Origin of the sequence: Streptomyces xiamenensis (assembly GCF_000993785.3) — a bacterium.
GTDB classification, from domain to species: domain Bacteria; phylum Actinomycetota; class Actinomycetes; order Streptomycetales; family Streptomycetaceae; genus Streptomyces; species Streptomyces xiamenensis.
Genome location: NZ_CP009922.3, coordinates 4,756,595 through 4,782,022 on the forward strand (window position 1 = coordinate 4,756,595; position 25,428 = coordinate 4,782,022).

Sequence of the window (25,428 nt, forward strand, 5' to 3'; positions counted from 1 at the left end):
TTTTGTGTCGTGAGGAGAATCGATTCGATGGCAGGGCTGAACGACGCCACCCGGGGCCGACTGCTGTTCGGGGGGGACTACAACCCCGAGCAGTGGACGCCCGAGATCTGGCGCGAGGACATCCGGTTGATGAAGGAGGCCGGAGTCAATCTCGCCACCGTCGGCGTCTTCTCCTGGGCGACACTCGAACCCCGCCCGGGGGCGCGGAACTTCGGATGGCTGGACGAGGTCCTCGACCTCCTGCACGACGCCCGCATCGGCGTCGCGCTGGCCACACCGACCGCGTCCCCGCCCCCGTGGCTGGGCGCCCGGCACCCCGAGACACTGCCGCAGGACGAGAACGGTGCCACCGTCTGGTACGGCGCCCGCAACCAGTTCTGCGCCTCCTCGCCCCTGTACCGCGAGTACGCGCAGCGCATCACCACCGACCTCGCCCGCCGCTACGGCCACCACCCGGCCCTACGCGTGTGGCACATCAACAACGAGTACGGCACCCACTGCTGGTGCGACGAGAGCGCCCGGCACTTCCGCCGCTGGCTGCGCGAGCGCTACCAGGACCTGGACGCCCTGAACGACGCCTGGGGCACCGCCTTCTGGAGCCAGCGCTACGACTCCTGGGAGGAGCTGATCCCGCCGCGCCGGGCCCAGTACCTCAACAACCCCGCCCAACTGCTGGACTTCCGCCGCTTCACCAGCGACGCGCTGCTGGAGTGCTTCACCGCGGAACGCGACATCGTGGCGGCACACAGCCCTTCCGGAATTCCGGTCACCACCAACTTCATGCCGCTGTTCAGCGGTCTCGACGGCTGGCGCTGGGCGGCGGAGGAGGACGTCGTCTCGGTCGACATCTACCCCGACCCCGCCGTCGGCCGCGAGAACCCGGCCGGCCCCGCGCACGGCGCGCTGGTCGCCGACCTGACCCGCTCCCAGGCCCGCGGCCCGTGGATGCTGATGGAACAGGCCGCCTCCGCCGTCAACTTCCGCGGCGTCAACAAACCCAAGGGCGAGGGCCTGATGCGACTGTGGTCGCTCCAGGCGGTGGCGCGGGGCGCGGACTCCCTGTGCTTCTTCCAGTGGCGCGCCTCGCGGCAGGGCAGCGAGAAGTTCCACTCCGCGATGCTGCCGCACGCCGGCGAGACCTCGCGCGCCTTCCGGCGCATCCGTGACCTGGGCGCGGAGCTGGACCGGCTGGCCGGTGTCACCGGTACGGGGGTGAGCGCCGAGATCGCGATCCTGCACGACTGGCCCGCGTGGTGGGCCTCGAACCAGCCGGGCCGGCCCTCGGCCGAGCTGGACTACCCCGCGATCCTCGCCGCCTGGCACCACGCGCTGTGGCAGCAGAACCTCACCGCCGACCTCGCCCACCCCGAGGCCGATCTCAGCGGCTACAAGATGGTCGTCATCCCGCAGCTGTATCTGCTGTCGGACGCCGCGCTGGACGGCCTGGCGGCGTACGTACGCGGCGGCGGGCACATCGTGTGCGGCTTCTTCACCGGCGTCGCCGACCCCGATGACCGGATCCGCGAGGGCGGCACCGACGCGCGCCTGCGCGCCGTCCTGGGCCTGGCCACCATCGAGGAGTGGTGGCCGCTGGCGGCGGGGGAGACCGTCGCCCTGGACGACGGCACCACCGGCAGCCTGTGGAGCGAGGACCTGACGCCCGCGGGGGCGCGGGCGGAGGTGTCCTACGCCGCCGGCGAGCTGTCCGGCCGCCCCGCGCTCACCCGCCACACCTACGGCGAGGGCACCGCCCGGTACGTCTCCACGCTGCCCGAACCCGCCGCCCTGCGCGCGCTGCTGGCCCGCGCCGCCGAAGCCGCCGGCGCCGCCCCCACGCTGCCCGGCGCACCCGAGGGGGTGGAAGCCGTCCGCCGCGGCGGGCTGCTGTTCCTCCTCAACCACACACGTGAGCCGATCACCGTGCCCCTGCACGTCCCGCACAGCGATCTGCTCACCGGTCACCCCCACGCCGCCGACGTACGGCTGGAGCGGTACGGGGTGGCCGTGCTTTCCCCCACACCGACACAAGGGAGCCGCACATGCAGCACGCAAGGAGAGCACGCACGTTAGTCCTGGCACCGCTGGTCGCGTTTCTGACCTTCTTCGGCTACGGCGCCTCCACGGCGCAGGCGGCGGCCGTCTGGGAGTCCTGCGACCAGTGGGGCAACTGGACGGCGCCGGACGGCTACATCGTCTACAACAACATCTGGGGCTCGGGAGGCGGCAGCCAGTGCATCGCCGCCGACTCCTCCTCCAGCTGGACGGTGACCGCCAACCACCCCAACACCGGCGGCATCAAGTCCTACCCGAACGCCAAGCGCATCGTGAACCGCCCGCTCGACCAGCTGAACTCGCTCAACAGCACCTTCAACGTCACGGTGCCGCAGGCGGGCGCGTACAACACCGCCTATGACATCTGGGACCAGAACTACGACCACGAGATCATGCTGTGGACCAACTGGTACGGCCCCGTCGGACCGCTGGGCAGCTACCAGTCGAGGGTGAGCCTGGGTGGCCACACCTGGGACATCTACCGGGGCAGCAACGGGCACAACAACGTGTACTCGTTCCTGCGCACCGGCAACACCAGTTCGGGGACGGTGGACATCCTGCCGATCCTGCGCTGGATCGCCGACCAGGGCTGGATCAGCCACAACGAGGTGATCGGTGATGTCCAGTTCGGCTACGAGATCACCTCGTCCTCGGGTGGTCTGACCTTCCGCACCAACCAGTTCGGCGTCAGCCACAGCTGACGCGCCCCGCACCACACGCCCGGGCGGCGCGGCCATAGGAGGTAGGGCCCGCCGCCCGGGCCCCCACGCGGCGGGACGCCGCGACGGCGCCGGGCCGCGACCCGCGCCCGTCCCGTTCGACGGACGCGCGGGCCCGCGACCCGGCGGTGGGCGCGTGCGGGAGCGTCGCGCGGGGTCAGCGCACCAGGCGCGGAGCGTGCCCCGTACTGGCGCGGACGGTCAGCCGGGGGGAGAGCAGGCGTACCACCGTCTCGCGCGGCGCCGCTGCCCTGGCCCGCCCGGCCCCGGCCGCGCCGAGCTTGGCCATCACCAGTTCCACCGCCCGCCGCCCCATCTCGTGCGCGGGGATCGCCACCGAGGTCAGGGCCACCGAGGTCTGCGTCGCCACCTGGTCGGGACAGACCGCCACCACCGAGATGTCCTCCGGCACCGCCCTGCCCTGCTGCCGCAGCAGCGACAGCAGCGGCCCCACCGCGCTCTCGTTCTGCACGATGATCCCCGTCGTCCCCGGCCGCTCGTCGAAGATCCGGGCCAGGGCGCCGGCCATCGACTCGAAACTCCCCTCGCACGGCCGGTGCAGCATCCGCAGCCCCAGCTCGGCGACCCGCTCCCGCACGCCGTTGATCGTCCGCTCGGCGAAGCCGGTGTGCCGTTCGTACACCGCCGCCGCCTCGCCGATGACCGCGAGCTCCTGATGGCCCAGCTCCGCCAGATGGTCCACGCACAGCCGGCCGGTGGCCACGAAGTCCAGATCGACGCAGGTCAGTCCGTCCGTGTCGGCCGGCAGCCCGATGAGGACGGAGGGACGCGGTGATTCGTGCACCAGCGGCAGACGGGCGTCCTCCAGCTCCACGTCCATGAGGATCATCGCGTCGGCGAGGCCGCTGCCGATCACACGGCGCACCGCCTCGGGGCCCTCCTGGTCGGTCAGCAGCAGGACGTCCCGTCCGTGCTCGCGCGCCGTGGTCGCCACCGCCATGGCGATCTCCATCATCACCGGCACGTACATGTCGGTGCGCAGGGGCATCATCAGGGCGATGATGTCGGAACGGCTGCTCGCCAGGGCCCGGGCTCCGGCGTTGGGGTGGTAGCCGAGCTGCTGGATGCTGCGTTCCACCCGCTCCCTGGTGGGGGCCGAGATGGTCCGCTTGCCGCTGAGCACATAGCTCACGGTGCTGGCTGAGACTCCGGCGTGCCGGGCGACCTCGGCGAGAGTGACCATAGACGCGCCTCCGTGGAAACCTGGGTGAAGCGCTTCGATCGTCCGTTCGCCGGGCAGATTTCGAACGCTCCAAACGATGGAACCGCGTTGACCTTAGACCGGGCAATGGTTTGTGTCCATAGATGTATCGAAGCGCTTCGATGGAGCTTTCGTGGGGACCGCACCGTGGTACGCGACCGCCGAATCGGGTACCTACACCACACCAGGTCTCGATCCCTCATGCCCCCACAGCGAGGTGAGCGGAGATGACCGCACCCAGCGACCCCTCGGACGCGGAACGGGAGGCCAGGCGGCTGGCCGAGGCCGCGCGCGGCGCGGCCGCCCGTACCCCCGGTTTCGCCGGCCAGCTCTTCCTCGGCCGCCTCCGGCTCCAGCTGATCCACCCCCGCCCGGAGCCCGAGGCGGAGGCCGTACGGATCGGGGAGCACTTCCTCGAACGATTGCGCGCATACTGCACGGAGCACATCGACGCCGCCCTCATCGAACGCGAGGCCCGCATCCCCGAGGAGGTGATACGGGGCCTGCGCGAGCTGGGCGCCTTCGGCATGAACATCGCCGAGGAGTACGGCGGCCTGGGCCTGAACCACGTGTACTACAACCGCGCCCTCGCCGTCCTCACCTCCGCCAGCCCCGCGGTCGGCGCGCTGCTCTCCGCCCACCAGTCCATCGGTGTGCCGCAGCCCCTGGCCCTCTTCGGCACCGACGAGCAGAAGCGGACGTACCTGCCGCGCTGCGCGCGCGGCGCCATCTCCGCCTTCCTGCTCACCGAACCCGATGTCGGTTCCGACCCCGCCCGGCTGGGCGCCACCGCCGAGCCGGACGGCGACGACTACATCCTGGACGGCGTCAAGCTGTGGACCACCAACGGGGTCATCGCCGAACTCCTGGTGGTGATGGCCCAGGTCCCCGGCATCGGCGACCACCCCGGCGGCATCACGGCGTTCGTCGTGGAGGCCGACTCGCCCGGCGTCACCGTCGAGCACCGCAACACCTTCATGGGCCTGCGCGGCATCGAGAACGGCGTCACCCGCTTCCACCGGGTCAAGGTCCCCGGCGCCCAGCGGATCGGCGAGGAGGGCGCCGGCCTCAAGATCGCCCTCAGCACGCTCAACACCGGGCGGCTCGCCGTCCCGGCGGTCGCCGTCGGTGCCGGCAAGTGGTGCCTGCGGATCGCCCGCCAGTGGTCGGCGCAACGGGTGCAGTGGGGCAAGCCGATCGGGGAGCACGAGGCGATCGGCTCGAAGCTGTCCTACATCGCCGCCACCACCTTCGCCATGGAGGCGCTGCTGGAGGTCTTCAGCGAGATGGCCGACGAGGGGCGTGCCGACATCCGCCTGGAGGCGGCGGTCGCCAAGCTGCTGGGGAGCGAGTTCGCCGGGCGGATGGCGGACGAACTGGTGCAGCTGCGCGGCGGACGTGGCTATGAGACGGCCCAGTCCCTGGCGGCGCGTGGCGAGCGCGGCGTCCCGGCCGAGCAGCTCCTGCGCGACATGCGGATCAACCGGATCTTCGAGGGCTCCTCCGAGATCATGCGGCTCATGATCGCCCGCGAGGCCGTGGACACCCACCTCAAGGTGGCCGGCGCGCTGATCGACCCGGAACAGAACTTCACCGCCAAGCGCAGGGCCGCCCTCGCGGCGAGCGGCTTCTACGCCCGCTGGCTGCCGTCTCTGACCGCGGGCCGCGGACAGCTGCCCCTGTCCTACGGCGACTTCCGGGTTCCGGGACACCGTGACCTGTCCGCGGAACTGCGGTACGTCGAACGCAGCGCGCGCCGCCTCGCCCGCGCGACCTTCTCCGGCATGGCGCGCTGGCAGGGCGCCCTGGAGAGCAGGCAGGGCTACCTCGGGCGGCTGGTGGACATCGGGGCGGAGCTGTGCGCGATGAGCGCCGCCTGCGTGCACGCCGAGCGGCTGCGTACCCGTGGCCACCGGGACAACGGCAAGGAGGCGTACGAACTGGCTTACACCTTCTGCCGGCAGGCCCGGGTCCGCGTCGAGGACCTGTTCGTCCATCTCCACCACAGCGCGGACGCCGCGGACCGCGCGCTGGCACGCGGCGTGCTGGACGGCGCGTACACCTGGCTGGAGGAAGGCGTGCTCGACCCCTCCATCGAGGGCCCCTGGATCGCCGAGACACCCCCCGGCCCCTCCGCACACCCCAACCTCCACCGCCCCATCCCCTGACCACGACGCTGACCGCCTCCAGCGGCGCCCCCGGGACGGTCCCGGAGCCGGTCAGCGCCGTGTTCACTGCGATCACACCCGCATGAGGCGCACGTCACCCCCGGTCAGCACCCGGTACAGCGCCTCGGCCCGCTCGGCCGATCCGGTCCGCGCCACCCGACCGCTGTCGGAGGCCCCGACAAGGGCCCCGCCCTCGTCGAAGGCCACCTCCCAAGCGGCCCCCAGGCATTCCGTTGCCCGTCCTCCAGGAGAGCGAACATGCGCGGCGTGTTGTCGGCGACAAGGGAACGGACCAAGGCGTCGTACTCGCCCTGCGCCGAGACAGTATCCGCGGCCGGGGGGAGTTCAGCAGAGACATGGAACGCGGCGAGCGCAGGGACTGCCCAACGTCGTGATCTTGCAGCTGTGCCGCCCGGTGATCGTCTTGTGATGCTTCGCCGGAGGCGGCCCCCTGCGAACTTTTCGGCGCTCCCTCCGTCGCGGCTAATGAGCTTCACAATACTGAGTGCGGAAGTTCTGCATGTAGTTGAGAGAAGATTCTTCAATGCTGGACATGCGGGGGTCTTCAATATCATCGATCTGACCAATGATATTGATCTTCAGCAGCGCGTAAGATCCCAGATCTTGCTGTTGGCACTCGAATGATGCTGTGGCTCCAGCTGATTCCTTTCCGCGCCACAAGACCATATCTTCTTCGGTGCTTGAAGGTGCATGTTCCGTGGTGAGTCGCGATGGGAGAACTTCAATCAGGGGATCTTTCTCGGAATTTGGAATGTATACGACCGTGTTGAAGTCCCAGTGGTCATCGACGGAACCATCCAGGGCTTCGTATCGCGCCTGCTCCAGGAAGCCGACCGCCATGCCGGCCCGGCCGAGAGTGTCGCCCGGGCCGATGGGCTCGCCATCGAACGTCTCTGTGTGATGGAACGATTCGACGAGGTTGGCATTGATGCCGAAATTGAGCACGGCGTAGGCGTCCGGGTCGCGTGACAGCTGTTTGGTGACCTCGAAGAGTGCGCCTTGTGCAGGGGGCGTTCTCTCTCGGACAGGCCGCCGGAGGTCTGGACGTATTACTCGCCATGGTTGAGGAATACCTTGGCCATGGGTTCGCGGAACTCCGGCTGGAGATCGTCGCCGGCCTCCGCCATGATCGCGAGCCCTCGACCGAGGTTTCGGCGGTGCACGTCCTCGTGTTCTACGGGCAGGGCTGCTGGATCGTACGGGTTCATTCCGGTGGTTGCGGCGAGGAATGCGTTGCCGATGGCTTCACTTGCCGCGCGACCGCCGCCCTCTCCGAGTTCAGGGGGAAGGCTGTCCAGAGGGCGACCCGTCAGCAGGTATTCGGAGGCATCGTCGTTACTGAAGACCGTGGCAGCGGCTTCCGGGCTCCGGGCTGTCGCTTCCATGAGCCCGGTCATCGGATCGAGCCTGAAGCCGTCTCCGGTGATGGGGGTGTACAACGCCGCTGTCCGGTTCCAGGCAGACCCCGGTGGGCTCATCTCCAGTTCCCAGGAGACAAGCGCATCATGATAGTTGGTGAGATAGTGCGTGCTGTACTCGCCGGAGCCCATGATATTGCTCATGAGCTGGAACCTGTAGGGGCCTTGACGTCCGTCGCTGAGGTTAATCCGTTGCCCGCCGAGCGCCGCCATATCGTCTTCCCAGGCTGCCACCATATCGGGTTGGATGGCGTCCGTTCCCGCGTGGCCGCTCTGGCTGGCCCGACCCAGGACGATACCCAAGTTCTCTCCCACATCACCGACGATGGCGGCCCGGCGGTCATCCGCCCCGGCCCCTTCAGCGTCGTAGATGTCACCGAGGAACAGAAGCAGCTTGTCCGGTGGCAGCTGGCCCATCAGATGGGTGGCGAAGTACGCGTTGTTCTGCTGGCTGTCCAGGAGTTCGTTGAGGCGGGCCAGTTCCTCGTTGGTCGCGGCCGGGCCCTTGTCGATGAGGGCCAGCGCTTCTTCGGCGTCCTCGAATCCCTGCATGCGTTCTGCGGATTCCAGAGTGCTGTAGGAGGCCAGGACGAAGGGATCGCCATCGTCCCCGGTCAGTTCACGCAGTGCGCACGCTGCCGCCGCGTCCGACTCGCAGATCCGGGCAGCTGTCGCGACCGGTGTAGGGATCCGGAGCCGCCCCGCCGCCCGTGCCGTCATCGTCCGCGTTCAGCCGCGTACGCGTTCGGTCCTCGTCCGTGGCCATAACGCGCGACCCCCGCTACAGCTTGTGTTCGACTACCCGGAGCAGCGTAGCAACGGCGATTGGTGCGCAGGAAGGACGCGCGGGCGGGATGACCTCGGTCACGAGAGGGTTCGGCGCGCCCGAGCGCGACGCCGGGGACCGGTCGCCCGGGGCCGCGGTCCGAGACGGTACGGGCCGAAGGGCGCCGGCGGAGGCGGCCCCGGGACGCGGCGCCCGGTGGAGCGGCCACAATGGGGGAATGACCGAGACTTCCGGGGTCCTCGCTGATCCGCGTCTGCGTTATTCCGCCGCGCCGCCCGAGGGGGTGCGTGAGGTGGTCATTCTGGGGTCGACCGGCTCGATCGGAACCCAGGCCATCGATGTGGTGCTGGCCAACCCGGACCGCTTCCGGGTGACCGGGATCTCCGCCGCGGGCGGCCGGGTCGAACTGCTCGCCATGCAGGCCCACCGCCTCCAGGTGCGTACCGTGGCGGTCGCCCGGGAGGCGAAGGCGACCGAACTGCGCGAGGCGCTGCGCACCCGGTACGGGGTGGGGGAGCCGCTGCCGGAGATCCTCGCCGGTCCCGACGCTGCCGCCCAGCTGGCCGGCAGCGCGTGTCACACCGTCCTCAACGGCATCACCGGATCCATCGGGCTCGCGCCCACCCTCGCCGCCCTGCGCGCCGGCCGGGTGCTGGCACTCGCGAACAAGGAGTCGCTGATCGTCGGCGGGCCGCTGGTCGCCGCCCTGGCCAAGCCGGGGCAGATCATTCCGGTGGACTCCGAGCACTCCGCCCTCTTCCAGGCGCTGCTGGGCGGTACCCGCGCCGAGATCGGCAAGCTGATCGTCACGGCCAGCGGCGGACCGTTCCGCGGCCGTACCCGCGCCGAGCTGGCCGCTGTCACCCGTGAGCAGGCACTGAACCATCCCACCTGGGACATGGGCCCGGTCATCACCATCAACTCGGCGACCCTGGTGAACAAAGGGCTGGAGGTGATCGAGGCCCATCTGCTCTACGGCATTCCGTTCGACCGGATCGAGGTCGTCGTCCACCCCCAGTCGTACATTCATTCCATGGTCGAGTTCACGGACGGCTCCACCCTCGCCCAGCTCTCCCCGCCGGACATGCGCACGCCCATCGCGCTCGGTCTCGGCTGGCCCGACCGGGTCCCGCGGGCGGCCCCCGCCGTCGACTGGACCCGCGCCCACACCTGGGAGTTCTTCCCGCTGGACACCGAGGCATTCCCCTCGGTGCCGCTCGCGTGCCATGTGGGTAGCCTCGGCGGTACCGCGCCCGCGGTCTACAACGCGGCCAACGAGGAGTGCGTCGACGCCTTCCTCGCCGGACTGCTGCCGTTCACCGGGATCGTGGACACTGTGGCCAAGGTGGTCGAGGAACAGGGCGATGCCTTCGCCGGAACCTCCCTCACCCTCCCCGACGTCCTCGAAGCGGAGACCCGGGCGCGCGTCCGCGCCCGCGAGCTGGCCGGACTGCCGCGACACACGTCCGCGGCACCCGTGGCGAATGGAGAAACGACGGTATGACGGGCTTGATGTTCCTGATCGGGATACTTGTCTTCGTCTTCGGACTGCTCTTTTCCATCGCCTGGCACGAGCTGGGGCATTTCAGCACCGCGAAGCTGTTCGGCGTCCGCGTTCCCCAGTTCATGGTGGGCTTCGGCCCCACCCTGTGGTCGCGGAAGAAGGGCGAGACCGAGTACGGCATCAAGGCCATCCCGATGGGCGGCTACATCCGCATGATCGGGATGTTCCCGCCGGGCGACGACGGCAGCCTCAGGAAACGCTCCACCTCGCCGTTCCGCGGCATGATCGAGGACGCCCGCGCCGCCTCCTTCGAGGAGCTGGAACCGGGCGACGAGAAGCGGCTGCTCTACACCCGCAAGCCGTGGAAGCGCATCGTCGTCTTCTTCGCCGGCCCCGCCATGAACCTCATCCTCGCCGTCACGATCTTCCTCGGCGTCCTGATGTTCTTCGGCATCAACACCCAGACCACCACCGTCGCCTCCGTCTCCCAGTGCGTCATCTCGCAGAGCGAGGAGCAGCGCGACTGCCGGGCGGACGATCCGCTGGCCCCGGCCAACGCCGCCGGGCTGAAGACGGGCGACACGATCGTCGCCTTCAACAACGAGCCGGTCGACGACTGGGGCACCCTCCAGCAGCGCATCCGCGACACCATCGGCCCGGCCACCATCACCGTGGAGCGGGACGGCAGCACCCAGGTGCTGCGGGCCGACCTCATCGAGAACCAGGTCGCCAAGACGGACGGCAGCGGCGGCTACGTCGAGGGCGAGTACGTCAGCGCCGGGTTCCTCGGCTTCTCCCCGGCCTCGGGCATCGTCAAGCAGGACTTCCCGCAGGCCGTGGACCGGATGGGCGACATCATGACCACCGGCGTCCAGGCCCTGGTCAACATCCCCTCCAAGGTCCCCGACCTGTGGAACGCCGCCATCGGCAACGGTGAGCGCGCCCAGGACTCCCCGATGGGCGTCGTCGGCGCGGCCCGCGTCGGCGGGGAGATCTTCACCCTCGACATCCCGGCCAGCCAGCAGATCGCCACCGCGCTCTTCCTGGTCGCCGGCTTCAATCTCTCGCTCTTCCTGTTCAACATGCTGCCGCTGCTGCCGCTGGACGGCGGACACATGGCGGGGGCGGCGTGGGAGAGCGTGCGCCGGCACACCGCGAGGCTGCTCAGGCGCCCGGACCCGGGCCCCTTCGACGTGGCCAAACTGATGCCCGTTGCCTATGTGGTGGCGGGGGTCTTCATCTGCTTCACGCTGCTGGTATTGGCGGCGGATATCGTCACGCCGGTACGGCTTACCGGTTAACCGACCATCACCCGGGAAGGGTAATGTCGAGGGCTTGAGCCCGCCTTTCCCGGGACCTAGATCCGCACTGGGGTTGCACGAACATCATGAGCGCCATCTCGCTGGGAATTCCCTCCGTACCCATCAAGCTGGCTGATCGCCGCGTCAGCAAGAAGATCCAGGTCGGCTCCGTAGCGGTGGGTGGCGACGCCCCCGTGTCCGTGCAGTCGATGACCACCACCCGCACCTCGGACATCGGTGCCACGCTCCAGCAGATCGCGGAGCTCACCGCGTCCGGCTGCCAGATCGTGCGCGTCGCCTGCCCCACCCAGGACGACGCCGACGCGCTGCCCGTCATCGCCCGCAAGTCGCAGATCCCCGTGATCGCCGACATCCACTTCCAGCCCAAGTACGTCTTCGCCGCCATCGACGCCGGCTGCGCGGCCGTCCGGGTCAACCCCGGCAACATCAAGAAGTTCGACGACCAGGTGAAGGAGATCGCCAAGGCGGCCTCCGACGCCGGCACCCCGATCCGGATCGGTGTCAACGCCGGCTCGCTGGACCGCCGGCTGCTCGCCAAGTACGGCAAGGCCACCCCCGAGGCGCTGGTGGAGTCCGCGCTGTGGGAGTGCTCCCTGTTCGAGGAGCACGGCTTCACCGACCTGAAGATCTCCGTCAAGCACAACGACCCGGTCGTCATGGTCAACGCCTACCGCCAGCTGGCCGCCCAGTGCGACTACCCGCTGCACCTGGGCGTCACCGAGGCGGGGCCGGCCTTCCAGGGCACCATCAAGTCGGCGGTCGCCTTCGGCGCGCTGCTCTCCGAGGGCATCGGCGACACCATCCGGGTCTCGCTCTCCGCCCCGCCCGCCGAGGAGATCAAGGTCGGCATCCAGATCCTGGAGTCGCTCAACCTGCGCCAGCGCCGCCTGGAGATCGTCTCCTGCCCCTCCTGCGGCCGCGCCCAGGTCGATGTCTACAAGCTCGCCGAGGAGGTCACCGCCGGGCTCGACGGCATGGAGGTGCCGCTGCGCGTCGCCGTCATGGGCTGCGTCGTCAACGGTCCCGGCGAGGCCCGCGAGGCCGACCTCGGGGTCGCCTCCGGCAACGGCAAGGGCCAGATCTTCGTCAAGGGAGAGGTCATCAAGACCGTTCCCGAGTCCAAGATCGTGGAGACCCTCATCGACGAGGCGATGAAGATCGCCGAGCAGATGGAGAAGGACGGCGTCACCTCCGGCGAGCCCACCGTCTCCGTCGCCGGCTGAACGCCCCAGCGGGCGCGACGCACCCCGTCCGCCCGCACCCCGGCACCCGCGCCGGCACCCGACCGCCGCCGCTCCGGCCCCGAGCCCGGACCGGCGGCGGCACGTGTGTGCGGTGTACGTGCGGGGCGTACGGAGGGGGCGTACCCAACCGGCGAACGTAAGGCGCCCCCGCCACCGCGGGCGGTACAGTGCGCGGAACCCGCTCACCGCTCACCTGCAAGGCCACCCCCGTGCTCACCACGCCCGCGACCCGCCCCCTGGACCCCGGCGATCTCGGCGACGCCCTGGCCCTCCTCGCCCGGGAACCGCTCGCCAACGCCTTCGTCACCGCCCGGGTCATCGAATCCGGCCTCGACCCCCGGCTGCTCGGCGGCGAACTGTGGGGCTGGTACCACCGCGGGCAACTGCGCTCCCTGTGCTTCTCCGGCGCCAACCTCGTCCCCATCGACGCCGCCCCCGCCGCCCTGCGCGCCTTCGCCGAACGCGCCCTGCGCGAGGGCCGCCGCTGCACCTCCATCGTCGGCCCGGCACCCGCCACCGCCGCTCTGTGGGCCCACCTGGAGCCGCACTGGGGCCCCGCCCGCGCCGTACGCGCCCACCAGCCGCTGATGGCCACCAGCACCGCGCCGCCCGCCGTCACCCCCGACCCCCTGGTGCGCCCCATGCGCAAGGACGAGATGGACCTGGTGCTGCCGGCCGCCGTCGCCATGTTCACCGAGGAGGTCGGCGTCTCCCCGCTCACCGCCCAGGACGGCGGCCTCGCCTACCAGTCCCGGGTCGCGGAAACCGTGGGCACCGGACGCTGCTTCGCCCGCGTCGAGGACGGCCGCATCGTCTTCAAGGCCGAGATCGGCGCCGTCACCCCCCACGCCTGCCAGCTCACCGGCGTGTGGACCGCCCCCGACCGCCGCCGCACCGGCCTCGCCGCCGCCGGCCTCGCCACCGTCATCCGGCACGCACTGGACACCTGTGCCCCCGTCGTCAGCCTCTACGTCAACGACTACAACGCCCCCGCCCTCGCCCTCTACCGCCGCCTCGGCTTCACCAGCTCGGGCGCGCTGATGAGCGTGCTGTTCTGAGCGATGCGCGTTAGCCTCCCCGGCATGACACCATCTGCCTCGGGAGCCGCCCCCGACGCCCGGGACATCACCGTGGGCCCCATCGACCTGGCGGCCAGGGTGGACGAGGCGCTCGCCGTCCAGGCCCAGGCGTTCGGACTGAGCCCCGAGGAGATCGCGGTGCGCCGGCACATCGTGCTGCGCCACCTCGCCCACCCCGGCGCCCGGGCGCTGGGCGCCCTCAGCACCGCCACCGGGGCGCTGGCCGGTTTCATCTACGGGATGCCCAACGATCGCGCGCAGTGGTGGTCCACCGTCGTCGAGCCGTACCTGCGCCGTGCCGGGCACGACGGCTGGCTGGACGACTCCTTCACCATCACCGAACTGCACGTGCTGCCCGCCTACCAGGGCCGCGGCATAGGCACCCGTCTCATCACCACCCTCACCGACGCCGCCGACGAACCCCGCTCGATCCTGTCCGCCATCGACATCGAGAGCCCCGCGCGCCGTCTCTACCGCCGGCTCGGCTACCAGGACCTCGCCCGCCGCGTGCACTTCCCCTCCGCGCCGAGCCCGTACGCCGTGATGGGCGCCGAGCTCCCGCTGCGCCGCTGACCCCTCCGCTTGGCGCGGGCGGCCCGCGACCCGCTACTCTCGGGCCCAATCGCTCATCCCACGCAGGAGTCACGAATTCCCATGGCAGCCCGAGTACAGCGCCTGTCCCAATCCATGCTCAAGACGCTGCGGGACGCCCCGGCCGACGCGGAGACGATCAACCACGCGCTGCTGGTGCGCGCCGGATACGTACGCCGCTCCGCCGCCGGCATCTGGAGCTGGCTGCCGCTGGGCAAGCAGGTCCTGGACAACGTCGCGCGCGTGGTCCGCGAGGAGATGGACGCGATCGGCGGCCAGGAGGTGCTGCTGCCGGCGCTGCTGCCCAAGGAGCCCTACGAGGTCACCGGCCGCTATGAGGAGTACGGTGATCTGCTCTTCCGGCTGAAGGACCGCAAGGGCGCCGACTACGTCCTGGGTCCCACCCACGAGGAGATCTTCACCCAGCTGGTCCAGGACCAGTGCACCTCGTACAAGGACCTGCCGGTCACGCTGTACCAGATCCAGACCAAGTACCGCGACGAGGCGCGGCCCCGGGCCGGCATCCTGCGCGGGCGCGAGTTCACGATGAAGGACTCGTACTCCTTCGACGCCACCGACGAGGGGCTGGCCGAGTCCTACCGGCTGCACCGCGAGGCCTACATCAAGATCTTCACCCGCCTGGGTCTGGACTACCGCATCGTTTCCGCCGTCTCCGGCGCGATGGGCGGCTCCGCCTCCGAGGAGTTCCTGGCCCCGGCGCCGGCCGGCGAGGACACCTTCGCCGACTGCCCGGCGTGCGGCTACGCCGCCAACACCGAGGCGGTCAGCTTCGCGCTGACGCCCGTGGAGGGCGCCGCGCACCCGGGCATCGAGGAACTGGACACCCCGGACACCCCCACCATCGAGACCCTGGCCGACCACCTCAAGGTGCCCGCCTCCGCCACCCTGAAGAACCTCCTGGTCACCATCGACGGTGAGATCGCGGCCGTCGGCGTGCCCGGTGACCGCGAGGTCGACCTCGGCAAGCTCTCCGAGGCGCTGGCCCCGGCGGAGGTGGAGCTGGTGACGGCCGAGCACTTCGCGCAGCGTCCGGATCTGGTACGCGGCTACGTCGGCCCGCAGGGCATGGCGGGCAAGGCGTTCCGCTACCTGGCCGACCCGCGCGTCGCGCCGGGCACCTCGTGGATCACCGGCGCCAACAAGGCCGGGGCGCACGCCCGCAACGTGGTGGCCGGCCGCGACTTCGAGGTGGACCAGTACCTGGACGTGGTCGTGGTCGAGCCCGGCGACCCGTGCCCGAACTGCGGGGCCGGACTGAACCTGGACCGCGCGATCGAGATCGGCCACATCTTCCAGCTGGGCCGCAAGTACGCGGACGCCTTCGGCCTGGAGGTGCTGGGCCGCGAGGGCAAGCCGGTGCGGGTGACGATGGGCTCCTACGGCGTCGGCGTCTCGCGCGCCGTGGCGGCCCTGGCCGAGCAGACGGCGGACGAGCAGGGCCTGTGCTGGCCGCGGGAGATCGCGCCGGCCGACGTCCACGTGGTGGCGGCGGGCAAGGCGGTGCAGACGGAGCTGGCGCTGTCGATCGCCGACCGCCTCGGCGCGGCGGGCGTGCGCGTCCTGGCGGACGACCGCGCGGGTGTCTCCCCGGGCGTGAAGTTCACCGACGCGGAGCTGATCGGTGTTCCCACGATCCTGATCGTCGGGCGCGGCGCGGCCGAGGGCCGGGTGGAGCTGAAGGACCGCCGCACCGGCGAGCGCGAGGACCTGACGGTGGACGAGGCGATCGCCCGCCTGACCGAACAGCTGGGCTGACCCCCGCGCACTCCGGCCCGCCCCGACCGGGCCACCCCGTCGCCCCGTCGCCCCGCCGCCCCCACGCGGCGGGGCGGCGTGCGTGTGGCGCGGGTGCGCGGTGAAGGGCGGACGCGTTCACACGGTGCGTTGGTGGTCGGGACGCCGCACGTCTGTACGCGGTGCGGCGGCGTTCGCCGGTCGAAGGCGACGGGGCCGCAGGACGGTTTCTGTACCGTCACACCCCGGCGGAGCGGTGGCCGCGCCGTTCCGGGCCCTCACAGCCAGGTGGCGAACTCCAGCAGCGCCTCGGCGTCCCTGCGGCGGTCCTCGGCATGCGCGCGGACGCCCGACTCCACCGCGCGGAACAGCGTCCAGCCGCGCAGCCGCTCCGGATCCACCTCGACCGACGCCGCCAGCTTCGTCATCCGGCGCCGGGTGATCGCCGGAGCGCCCGCGGAGGCGGTCAGATCGTGCAGCCGGTCCCGGGACAGCCGGGCCAGGTCGTAGGCCCGCTCGCCCACCACCGGGTCAGGGCCCACCGCCAGCCACGGCGCCCGCCCGGTGTCACAGGCCAGCACCGCGCCCTGCCGGAAGTCCCCGTGCAGCAACAGCTCCTCCGGTGGGCCGGCCAGCAGTTCGGCGCGGGCCGCCAGCGCCTCCGCGATCAGCGGTCCCGTCCCATCCGGCAGCTCGGCGTCCGCCGTCAGCCCCGCCGTGCGCCCGGCCACGGTGGGGAAGGGATGCCCCGCGCCCGGGTCGACCCACAACCGGTGCAGCGCCGAGACCGCCTCCAGCATCGCCTTGGTCTCCGGCAGCGACCGCAGCGAGGTCTCCCCGTGCAGCCGCTCCAGCAGCAGCGCGCCGGCGTCCGGCGCCGCCTCCAGCACCCGGACCGCGCCGTGGCCGTCCCAGCGTGCCAGCGCCGCCGCCTCCAGTTCGGCGGAGTGGCCCGGCGCGCACAGCTTCAGCGCGGCCGGGGTGCCGTCCGCGCGCCGCACCAGCACGGTCATGCTGGTGCGACCGCCCGGCGCGGCCACCCGCTCCACGCTCAGCTCCCACTGCCGGGTGAGCCGCACCACCAGCTCCGGCAGCCCGGCCAGCCACGTGTCGGCCGCCGCGGGCTGGGCGCGGGTGAGGCGCAGCGGGGGCGCCAGATCGGGTGCCGCCGTCATGCGCCGCCGCCCGCGTACTCGGCGAGGCCGGGGAAGGCCGTTCCCGTGCCGCTCCACCGGGCCGCCCGGACCGCGCTCTCGCGCAGCGCTGCCGCGGCGTCCCGGCGCGACGCCCCCGTGGCGACCAGCACCAGATCCGCGTAGGCACCGGCCAGCCGCGCCTCCAGATCGGCGGCGAGTGCCTGCGCCGTGGCGGTGTCGGTCACCTCGAACGGCAGCGCGTACGCCGCGGCGGCCGCCTCCGGCACCGCGCCCAGATCCAACACCGTGCGCCGCAGCGCGTCGCGGCGTGCCCGGTGTCCGGTGTAGGCCTCGCGCACCTCCGCGTCCCGCTCCGCGCCGATCCGCGCGCCGACCACGCCGTAGCCGTACACCGCGGCGTGCTCGGCGGCGAGCGCCGCCTGGGTGGCGCGCAGCGCCGGGGTGTCGGGGACCTCGGCGGAGTCCTGGGCCCGCCGCGTGGTCCCCCGTGTCGTGCGCGTCATGCGCGGGCCTCTCCCAGCAGATAGACGTGGACCGAACCGGCCGCCGACAGCGAGGCGAGCAGCCGGGCCAGCTCGGGCGGGGCGTCGCCGAGGGTGCGAAGCCGCTCGTCGGCCAGGGCGCGTTCGGCCTCGATGAGCTCGGCGAGTGCGCCGTCGGCGTCGGACGGCACCCCGGGCGCGGAGCCGGGGGACGGCGCACCGTCCTCCTGAAGCGCCGTCAGCTGCGCCGCGACGGTGTCCCGCAGCGGGGTCAGTGTTCCGGCGAGGTCCGGGTGGGCGGCGGTGGTGGCGTCGTAGCGGGCGAGCAGCTTGGCGTTGTCCCGGGCGGCCCGCCGGCGCAGCCCCTCGGAGGTGGCGGCTGCCTCGCCGGAACGTTCGGGGCCGGCGTCGTCCGCCCCGGAGCAGCCGCTGAGCACGCCGGTCAGGGCGGCGAGGGCGCCGCCGGTGAGCAGAAGGGTACGTCTGGGCAGCTCGATGGGCGGGCCGCTGGACATGGCTTCCCCGTACTTCCCGCGAGTGAGTTCATCTGATGATGCGTCAGCGGTATCTCCAGTGGAGATCACCGCAGGGTGAGCGTACCCGTGCGGTCAGCTCATCGGCCCGCGACCCCGGGTTCGCGGCGTGCCAGGACCCCACGACAACGCGGTCGGCGTACGGTGCCACAGGCGATAGGCTGTGGCGGCGGGTCTGAGCCCCGCGCCCCCACCCCCTGATCCCCACAACAGCAGACGCGGCCGAGGAGTCACCCGGATGAGCACGACCCAGATCGACAGGCTGCGGGAGCTGCTGGAGCCGCTGGCCGGGGAGCGGGGGATGGACCTCGAAGAGGTGCGGCTGACGCCGGCCGGCAAGCGCCGCGTGCTGCGGGTCGTGGTGGACACCGACGAGGGAGTGGGCCTTGAGGCCTGCGCCGAACTGAGCCGCGCCGCCTCCGCCGCCCTCGACGCCGCGGATGTGCTCGGACCGACCCCGTACGTCCTGGAGGTCTCCTCGCCGGGCGCCGACCGGCCGCTGACGGAGCACCGCCACTACCGGCGTGCCGCCGGCCGGCTGATCAAGGCCAAGCTGCACGACGGCGGCGAGCTGACCGCACGCGTCATCGGCGTGGACGAGAGCGGCCTGGACCTGGAGGTCCCGGGCGTCAAGGGACGCCGGCCGACCGCCCGCCGGGTGGAGTTCGACGAGATCGCGTCCGCCCGGGTGGAGATCGAGTTCAGCCGCAAGACGGACGCTGACACGGACAGCGACACAGACACAGACACCAACGGTGACGAGAGCCAGAAGGAGGCGTAGTCGTGGACATCGATATGAGTGCCCTGCGGGGACTGGTGCGGGAGAAGGAGATCTCCTTCGATCTGCTCGTGGAGGCGATCGAATCGGCTCTCCTCATTGCGTACCACCGCACCGAGGGCAGCCGCCGTCGCGCACGCGTGGTACTGGACCGCGGCACCGGCCATGTGACGGTGTGGGCCAAGGAGGACGCGGCCGACCTCGAACCGGACGAGGACGGCGAGCGGCCCGAGCCGCGCGAGTTCGACGACACCCCGGACGGGTTCGGCCGGATCGCGGCGACCACCGCCAAGCAGGTCATCCTCCAGCGGCTGCGCGACGCGGAGGGTGATATCACCTTCGGCGAGTACGCCGGGCGCGAGGGCGACGTGGTGGCCGGCGTCGTCCAGCAGGGGCGTGACCCGCGCAGCGTGCTGGTGGACATCGGCAAGATGGAGGCCGTGCTGCCGCCGCAGGAGCAGGTGCCGGGCGAGTCGTACACCCACGGCTCGCGGCTGCGCTGCTACGTGGTGCGGGTGGCCAAGGGAGCGCGCGGCCCGTCCGTCACGCTCTCGCGCACCCACCCGAACCTGGTGAAGAAGCTGTTCGAGCTGGAGGTCCCGGAGATCGCCGACGGCTCGGTCGAAATCGCGGCGATCGCCCGCGAGGCCGGGCACCGCACCAAGATCGCGGTGCACTCCACCCGCTCCGGACTGAACGCCAAGGGCGCCTGCATCGGCCCGATGGGCGGGCGGGTGCGCAACGTGATGGCGGAGCTGCACGGCGAGAAGATCGACATCGTGGACTGGTCCGACGACCCGGCCGAGATGGTCGCCAACGCCCTGTCGCCGGCCCGGGTGAGCCGGGTCGAGGTGGTGGACGCGGCGGCCCGCTCGGCGCGGGTCACCGTGCCGGACTACCAGCTGTCGCTCGCCATCGGCAAGGAGGGGCAGAACGCCCGGCTGGCGGCCCGCCTGACCGGCTGGCGCATCGACATCCGCCCCGACACCGAGCAGCGGCAGCCGGACGCCGGGGAATGACCGCGGCGGCCGTGATGTTGTGACGTTCGACGCCCCGTGTGACGGGGCGGCGATCGTGCCGACCCCGGTAGGGGAGCGGTGCGTACGGGGAGGTAGAATCAACTGTGTCTGGCCGGACACATGTCCAGGCATGCCCGGAGCGGACGTGCGTGGGCTGTAGGCAACGCGCGGCCCGGGATGATCTGCTGCGTGCGGTGTTGGTCGAGGGGCGCTGTGTCCCTGATCCACGCGGTACGCTGCCCGGTCGGGGCGCCTATGTGCACCCCGTACCGGCCTGCGTCGAGCTGGCGGTCCGCCGTCGGGCGTTCCCCAGGGCCTATCGGACCCAGGGGCCGCTTGACACCGGAGAGCTGGCACGCTTGGTCGGCCGGATGGAAGCGCAAGAAACGCACCAAACGTAAGAAGCGCCGCGTGGTGGTCACCACGCGGTCCAGGTACCTCGCGAGTCGGAAGTAGGTCGAGATTGCGATGAGCACTCGATGAGTACGCGATGAGTACGCCCGTGAAATAGCGAAGGTCCGAGGGACGACCCACCCCGGACCGTAAGGAGCGAAGTGGCTAAGGTCCGGGTATACGAGCTCGCCAAGGAGCTTGGAGTCGAAAGCAAGGTCGTCATGGCCAAACTCCAAGAACTCGGTGAATTCGTCCGTTCGGCGTCCTCGACGATTGAGGCGCCGGTCGTCCGTAAATTGACTGATGCGCTCAGCGCGGGTTCTGGCGGAGCCAGGAAGTCCGCGAAGCCCGGTGCGCCGGGCAGGAGCGCCCCCAAGCCGGGTGGCGCGCCCAAGCCGGGTGCCCCCGGTCCCCGTCCGGGACCTGCCGCGCCCAAGCCTGGTGCGGCGGCCCCCAAGCCGGGCAACGCGCCGCGGCCGGGTCCCACCCCGCCGCCTGCCGCGCCCAAGCCGTCCGGCGCCAAGCCGGGCCCTGCGGCGCCCGAGTTCACCGCGCCGCCGAGCCCCGAGCCGGCGCCGCGTCCCGCCGCCCAGCGTCCCGGCCCCGCGGCCGGTCCTGGTGGCAGCGCGCCCAAGCCGGGTGCGCGTCCGGCCCCCAAGCCGGGAGCCGCCGCGCCGAAGCCGGCCGGTGCCAAGCCCGCGAGTGAGGCCCGCAAGCCGGGTGGCCCCAAGCCGGGCGCCCGTCCCGCCGGCCCGCGTCCGGGCAACAACCCGTTCACGACCAGTGGCTCCACGGGCATGGCCCGTCCGCAGGCCCCTCGTCCCGGCGGCGCGCCGCGCCCCGGTGGCCAGGGCCAGGGCGGTCCGCGTCCCGGTGGCGGTCAGCCGGGTGCGGCCGGTCCGCGCCCCCAGGCGCCCGGTGGCGGTCGCGCCACTCCGGGCAACATGCCCCGTCCGCAGGGTGCGGCCCCCGGTGGCCCGCGTCCCGGCGGCGGTAACCGTCCGAACCCCGGCATGATGCCGCAGCGTCCGGCGGCCGGTGGCCGTCCGGGCGGCGGTCCCGGTGGTCCCGGCGGCCGTGGTGCCGGTGGCGGTCCCCGCCCCGGTGGCGGCGGCGGTGGCGGCTTCCGCGGTGGCGGCGGCGGTGCCCGTCCGGGCGGCGCCGGTCGTCCCGGTGGCGGCGGCGGTTTCGCCGGTCGTCCCGGTGGCGGCGGTGGAGCCGGTGGCGGCGGCGGTTTCGCCGGCCGTCCGGGCTTCGGCGGCCGTCCCGGTGGCCCCGGTGGCCGTGGTGGTACGCAGGGTGCCTTCGGGCGTCCCGGCGGTCCGGCCCGGCGTGGCCGCAAGTCGAAGCGGCAGCGGCGCCAGGAGTACGAGGCCATGCAGGCCCCGTCGATCGGCGGCGTGATGCTGCCGCGCGGCAAGGGTGAGGCCATCCGGCTGTCGCGCGGTGCGTCCCTGACCGACTTCGCGGAGAAGATCAACGCCAACCCGGCGTCGCTGGTCCAGGTGATGTTCAACCTGGGCGAGATGGTCACCGCGACCCAGTCGGTCTCCGACGAGACCCTCCAGCTCCTCGGCGACGAGATGAACTACACGGTTCAGATCGTCAGCCCGGAGGAGGAGGACCGCGAGCTGCTCGGGTCCTTCGACATCGAGTTCGGTGAGGACGAGGGCGGCGAGGATGCCCTGGTCAAGCGTCCGCCGGTGGTGACCGTCATGGGTCACGTCGACCACGGTAAGACGCGCCTGCTGGACGCGATCCGCAAGACCAACGTCATCGAGGGCGAGGCCGGCGGCATCACCCAGCACATCGGTGCGTACCAGGTCGCCACCGAGGTCAACGGCGACGAGCGGAAGATCACCTTCATCGACACCCCGGGTCACGAGGCGTTCACCGCCATGCGTGCCCGTGGTGCGAAGTCGACCGACATCGCGATCCTGGTGGTCGCCGCCAACGACGGCGTGATGCCGCAGACGATCGAGGCGCTCAACCACGCCAAGGCCGCCGAGGTGCCGATCGTCGTCGCGGTCAACAAGATCGACGTCGAGGGTGCCGACCCGACCAAGGTGCGCGGTCAGCTGACCGAGTACGGCCTGGTCGCGGAGGAGTACGGCGGCGAGACCATGTTCGTCGACATCTCCGCCAAGCAGGGCACCAACATCGAGGGTCTGCTGGAGGCCGTGATCCTCACGGCGGACGCCGCCCTCGACCTGCGGGCCAACCCCACGCAGGACGCCCAGGGCATCGCCATCGAGGCCCACCTGGACCGCGGTCGCGGTGCGGTGGCCACGGTGCTGGTCCAGCGCGGCACGCTGCGCGTCGGCGACACCATGGTGGCGGGCGACGCGCACGGCCGAGTGCGGGCGATGCTGGACGACTCCGGCAAGAACGTCTACGAGGCCGGTCCGTCCACGCCCGTCCTGGTGCAGGGTCTGACCAATGTGCCGGGCGCCGGCGACAACTTCCTGGTGGTCGGCGAGGACCGTACCGCCCGGCAGATCGCCGAGAAGCGCGCGGCGCGGGAGCGCAACGCGGCCTTCGCCAAGCGCGTCCGCAGGGTCTCCCTCGAGGACCTGGACCGGGTGCTCAAGGAAGGCGAGTTCCAGCAGCTCAACCTCATCATCAAGGGCGACGCGTCCGGTTCGGTCGAGGCCCTGGAGTCCTCGCTGCTCCAGCTGGATGTCGGCGAGGGTGTGGACCTGCGGGTTCTGCACCGCGGGGTGGGTGCGGTCACCGAGACCGACATCGACCTGGCGGCCGGCTCCGACGCCATCATCATCGGCTTCAACGTGCGCGCCGAGGGGCGTGCCACGCAGGCGGCCGAACGTGAAGGCGTGGACGTCCGGTACTACTCGGTCATCTACCAGGCGATCGAGGAGATCGAGGCGGCCCTGAAGGGTCTGCTGAAGCCGGAGTACGAAGAGGTCGAGCTGGGCACCGCGGAGATCCGCGAGGTCTTCCGCTCCTCCAAGCTGGGCAACATCGCGGGTGTGCTCATCCGCTCCGGCGAGGTCAAGCGGAACACCAAGGCACGACTGCTGCGCGACGGCCGGGTGGTGGCGGAGAACCTCAACATCGAGGGCCTGCGCCGCTTCAAGGACGACGTCACCGAGATCCGCGAAGGCTTCGAGGGCGGTATCAACCTCGGAAACTTCAACGACATCAAGATCGACGACGTCATCGCGACGTACGAGATGCGGGAGAAGCCGCGCGTTTAGCGCGGTGGGCCGGGGCCGGTCGGCGGGGTGGGAAACTCCGTCGATCGGCCCCGGCCGTTCCCGTTACGATCACCAGCATGTATACCGGGACGTTGTCGTTCGACCTGCTGCTGGGGGACGTGCATTCCCTCAAGCAGAAGCGCTCCGTGGTCCGGCCCATCGTGGCGGAGCTGCAGCGCAAGTACGCGGTCAGCGCCGCCGAGGTCGGTGACCAGAACCTCCACCGCCGGGCCGAGATCGGCCTGGCCGCGGTCTCCGGGGACCACGGGCATCTGTCCGGACTCCTCGACGACTGCGAGCGGCTGGTGGCCGCCCGCCCCGAGGTGGAACTGCTGTCCGTACGGCGGCGGATCCACGGCGAGCACGACGAATAGCGAGCGGCACGCCCCCACGGGGCAGGCCGGACAGCAGGCAAGGAGAAGGACCAGTGGCCGACAAGGCGCGGGCGAAGAGGCTGGCGGACCTCATCCGCGAGGTGATCGCCCAGAAACTGCAGCGGGGCATCAAGGACCCGAGGCTGGGGACGAGGGTCACCATCACCGACACCCGGGTGACCGGCGACCTGCGGGAAGCGACCGTCTTCTACACGGTGTACGGGGACGAGAGCGACCGTGAGGAGGTCGCCGCCGGACTGAACAGCGCCAAGGGCATGCTGCGCTCGGCGGTGGGCGCGGCGGCCGGGGTCAAGCACACCCCGAGCCTGGAGTTCGTCCCCGACGCGCTGCCGGAGACCGCCCGCAACCTTGAGCACCTGTTCGATCAGGCGCGGGAGCGGGACGAGGAGGTGCGCCGTACCTCCGCCGGTGCCCAGTACGCGGGGGAGGCCGACCCGTACCGGGAGGAGGGCGAGCGCGCCGAGGACGACGCGAACGCCGCGGATGAGGCGGGCACCGAGGACGGTGCGGGCCCGGGCAGCACGGACAGCACCGAGGGCCGTACCGACCGATGAGCAAAGCCAGCGGCGGCCCGGACGGGATCGTCGTCGTCGACAAGCCCGCCGGGCACACCTCGCACGACGTGGTGGCGCAGATGCGCGGCATCGCCCGCACCCGCCGCGTCGGGCACGCCGGGACCCTGGACCCGATGGCCACCGGGGTCCTGGTGCTGGGCCTTGGCCAGGCCACCAAGCTGCTGGGACACCTGGCGCTCACGGAGAAGGAGTACCTGGGCGTCATCCGGCTCGGCCAGACCACGGTCACCGATGACGCGGAGGGCGAGATCACCGGCACGGCGGGCGCGCCCGCCGTCGACCGGGCCGCCCTGGACGCCGCGGTGGCGGCGCTGACCGGCGACATCCTCCAGGTCCCGGCCAGCGTCAGCGCCATCAAGGTCGACGGCAAGCGGTCCTACAAGCGGGTACGGGAGGGCGAGGAGGTCGAACTCCCGGCCCGGCCCGTGACGGTGCGGTCCTTCGACGTGCACCACGTGAGCACGACGGAGGCGCCGGACGGCACCCCCGTCACCGACGTGACCGTGGGCGTGGTCTGTTCCTCCGGCACCTACATCCGGGCGCTCGCCCGCGATGTGGGCGCGGCCCTGGGCACCGGCGGGCACCTGACCGCGCTCCGCCGCACCCGCGTCGGCCCGTACGGGCTCGGCGGACCCGGCGGTGCCCGTACGCTCGACGCGCTCCGCGCCGAACTGCGCGTGCTGCCGCTGGACGAGGCCGCGGCGGCGGCGTTCCCGCGCTGGGACGTGGACGAACGCCGGGCCCGCCTGATCGGCAACGGCGTACGGATCGCGGCCCCGCAGCTGCCGCCCGGTCCGGTGGCGGTGTTCGGCCCGCAGCGGCACCTGGTCGCACTGGTCGAGCGGGTCGGCGAAGGGGACGCGCGGGCGAAGAGCCTGGCGGTCTTCGCCGCACCGGCGCAGGCACCGTCCCCGTCGTGACGGCCCCGTCCGGGGGCCGGGTACCTTGGAGCCGCGGCGGGCCACCGTGGCGGCCCATGAAAACGCGCAAGGAATC

23 protein-coding genes are annotated in these 25,428 nt (G+C 71.5%); 16 read left to right on the forward strand and 7 right to left on the reverse strand.

What is annotated here, in order from left to right; translation table 11 throughout:
* Positions 1–27: 27 nt before the first annotated feature.
* Both SXIM_RS22035 and SXIM_RS22040 read left to right on the forward strand, forming a co-directional pair.
* Positions 28–2,070: a beta-galactosidase gene (locus tag SXIM_RS22035; RefSeq protein ID WP_046724946.1), complete on the forward strand. Its 2,043-nt coding sequence runs from the start codon at positions 28–30 to the stop codon at positions 2,068–2,070.
* Positions 2,040–2,753 carry a GH12 family glycosyl hydrolase domain-containing protein gene (locus tag SXIM_RS22040; RefSeq protein WP_046724947.1) on the forward strand — a complete coding sequence of 238 codons (714 nt, stop codon included), beginning with the start codon at positions 2,040–2,042 and terminating at the stop codon, positions 2,751–2,753. The genes SXIM_RS22035 and SXIM_RS22040 overlap by 31 nt, the downstream gene beginning before the upstream one ends.
* 175 nt (positions 2,754–2,928) lie before the next feature.
* Here SXIM_RS22040 and SXIM_RS22045 read toward each other — a convergent pair whose 3' ends face one another.
* Entirely contained in the window at positions 2,929–3,975 is a 1,047-nt protein-coding gene (locus SXIM_RS22045) for a LacI family DNA-binding transcriptional regulator (RefSeq protein WP_030738218.1), read from the reverse strand.
* 245 nt (positions 3,976–4,220) lie between these two features.
* Between SXIM_RS22045 and SXIM_RS22050 the strand changes: the two genes are divergently transcribed.
* A complete protein-coding gene (locus tag SXIM_RS22050) occupies positions 4,221–6,161 on the forward strand; it encodes an acyl-CoA dehydrogenase family protein (RefSeq protein WP_046724948.1) in 1,941 nt (646 codons plus the stop codon).
* 72 nt (positions 6,162–6,233) lie between these two features.
* Here SXIM_RS22050 and SXIM_RS28615 read toward each other — a convergent pair whose 3' ends face one another.
* From SXIM_RS28615 to SXIM_RS22060, 3 genes are all read right to left on the reverse strand, one after another.
* A complete protein-coding gene (locus tag SXIM_RS28615; RefSeq protein WP_267881003.1) occupies positions 6,234–6,368 on the reverse strand; it encodes a hypothetical protein in 135 nt (44 codons plus the stop codon).
* Between the two features lie 276 nt (positions 6,369–6,644).
* The gene (locus tag SXIM_RS22055) at positions 6,645–7,127 is read right to left on the reverse strand and encodes a hypothetical protein (RefSeq protein ID WP_148236148.1); all 483 of its coding nucleotides are present in this window, start codon (positions 7,125–7,127) and stop codon (positions 6,645–6,647) included.
* A gap of 104 nt (positions 7,128–7,231) precedes the next feature.
* Positions 7,232–8,320, reverse strand: coding sequence for a hypothetical protein (locus SXIM_RS22060; RefSeq protein ID WP_046724950.1), 1,089 nt, complete (start codon positions 8,318–8,320; stop codon positions 7,232–7,234).
* Positions 8,321–8,604: 284 nt separating this feature from the next.
* On the opposite strand from SXIM_RS22060, the gene dxr reads away from it, so the two are divergent.
* From dxr to SXIM_RS22090, 6 genes are all read left to right on the forward strand, one after another.
* Positions 8,605–9,891, forward strand: coding sequence for a 1-deoxy-D-xylulose-5-phosphate reductoisomerase (gene dxr, locus SXIM_RS22065; protein ID WP_046724951.1), 1,287 nt, complete (start codon positions 8,605–8,607; stop codon positions 9,889–9,891).
* Positions 9,888–11,192, forward strand: coding sequence for a M50 family metallopeptidase (locus SXIM_RS22070; RefSeq protein ID WP_030738196.1), 1,305 nt, complete (start codon positions 9,888–9,890; stop codon positions 11,190–11,192). The genes dxr and SXIM_RS22070 overlap by 4 nt, the downstream gene beginning before the upstream one ends.
* An 86-nt stretch (positions 11,193–11,278) precedes the next feature.
* Complete coding sequence (gene ispG / locus SXIM_RS22075; RefSeq protein WP_046724952.1) at positions 11,279–12,436, forward strand: flavodoxin-dependent (E)-4-hydroxy-3-methylbut-2-enyl-diphosphate synthase; 1,158 nt, start codon at positions 11,279–11,281, stop codon at positions 12,434–12,436.
* A gap of 230 nt (positions 12,437–12,666) precedes the next feature.
* On the forward strand, positions 12,667–13,515 hold the full coding sequence (locus SXIM_RS22080; RefSeq protein WP_046724953.1) for a GNAT family N-acetyltransferase: 849 nt from the start codon (positions 12,667–12,669) through the stop codon (positions 13,513–13,515).
* 24 nt (positions 13,516–13,539) lie between these two features.
* On the forward strand, positions 13,540–14,109 hold the full coding sequence (locus tag SXIM_RS22085) for a GNAT family N-acetyltransferase (RefSeq protein ID WP_046724954.1): 570 nt from the start codon (positions 13,540–13,542) through the stop codon (positions 14,107–14,109).
* Between the two features lie 81 nt (positions 14,110–14,190).
* Complete coding sequence (locus tag SXIM_RS22090) at positions 14,191–15,903, forward strand: proline--tRNA ligase (protein WP_030738183.1); 1,713 nt, start codon at positions 14,191–14,193, stop codon at positions 15,901–15,903.
* A 257-nt stretch (positions 15,904–16,160) separates the two neighbouring features.
* Here the strand turns inward: SXIM_RS22090 and SXIM_RS22095 are convergent, their stop codons facing one another.
* From SXIM_RS22095 to SXIM_RS22105, 3 genes are read right to left on the reverse strand one after another with little or no spacing between them, the layout of a single operon-like run.
* On the reverse strand, positions 16,161–17,057 hold the full coding sequence (locus tag SXIM_RS22095) for an aminoglycoside phosphotransferase family protein (protein WP_030738181.1): 897 nt from the start codon (positions 17,055–17,057) through the stop codon (positions 16,161–16,163).
* Complete coding sequence (locus SXIM_RS22100; RefSeq protein WP_030738179.1) at positions 17,054–17,542, reverse strand: ferritin-like domain-containing protein; 489 nt, start codon at positions 17,540–17,542, stop codon at positions 17,054–17,056. Before SXIM_RS22100 ends, SXIM_RS22095 begins: the two co-directional genes overlap by 4 nt.
* Entirely contained in the window at positions 17,539–18,036 is a 498-nt protein-coding gene (locus tag SXIM_RS22105; RefSeq protein WP_030738177.1) for a hypothetical protein, read from the reverse strand. The genes SXIM_RS22100 and SXIM_RS22105 overlap by 4 nt, the downstream gene beginning before the upstream one ends.
* 256 nt (positions 18,037–18,292) lie before the next feature.
* Here SXIM_RS22105 and rimP point away from each other — a divergent pair, with 256 nt between their 5' ends.
* From rimP to truB, 7 genes are all read left to right on the forward strand, one after another.
* Entirely contained in the window at positions 18,293–18,835 is a 543-nt protein-coding gene (rimP, locus tag SXIM_RS22110) for a ribosome maturation factor RimP (protein WP_046724955.1), read from the forward strand.
* 2 nt (positions 18,836–18,837) lie between these two features.
* Positions 18,838–19,851, forward strand: coding sequence for a transcription termination factor NusA (nusA, locus tag SXIM_RS22115; protein ID WP_030738172.1), 1,014 nt, complete (start codon positions 18,838–18,840; stop codon positions 19,849–19,851).
* A 104-nt stretch (positions 19,852–19,955) separates the two neighbouring features.
* A complete protein-coding gene (locus tag SXIM_RS22120) occupies positions 19,956–20,252 on the forward strand; it encodes a YlxR family protein (protein ID WP_078635853.1) in 297 nt (98 codons plus the stop codon).
* A gap of 153 nt (positions 20,253–20,405) precedes the next feature.
* Entirely contained in the window at positions 20,406–23,462 is a 3,057-nt protein-coding gene (infB, locus tag SXIM_RS22125; RefSeq protein ID WP_078847002.1) for a translation initiation factor IF-2, read from the forward strand.
* Between the two features lie 77 nt (positions 23,463–23,539).
* Entirely contained in the window at positions 23,540–23,836 is a 297-nt protein-coding gene (locus tag SXIM_RS22130) for a DUF503 domain-containing protein (RefSeq protein ID WP_030738161.1), read from the forward strand.
* Between the two features lie 53 nt (positions 23,837–23,889).
* Positions 23,890–24,411, forward strand: coding sequence for a 30S ribosome-binding factor RbfA (gene rbfA, locus SXIM_RS22135; protein WP_046724957.1), 522 nt, complete (start codon positions 23,890–23,892; stop codon positions 24,409–24,411).
* Positions 24,408–25,352 carry a tRNA pseudouridine(55) synthase TruB gene (gene truB / locus SXIM_RS22140; protein WP_046724958.1) on the forward strand — a complete coding sequence of 315 codons (945 nt, stop codon included), beginning with the start codon at positions 24,408–24,410 and terminating at the stop codon, positions 25,350–25,352. Before rbfA ends, truB begins: the two co-directional genes overlap by 4 nt.
* Positions 25,353–25,428: the final 76 nt, after the last annotated feature.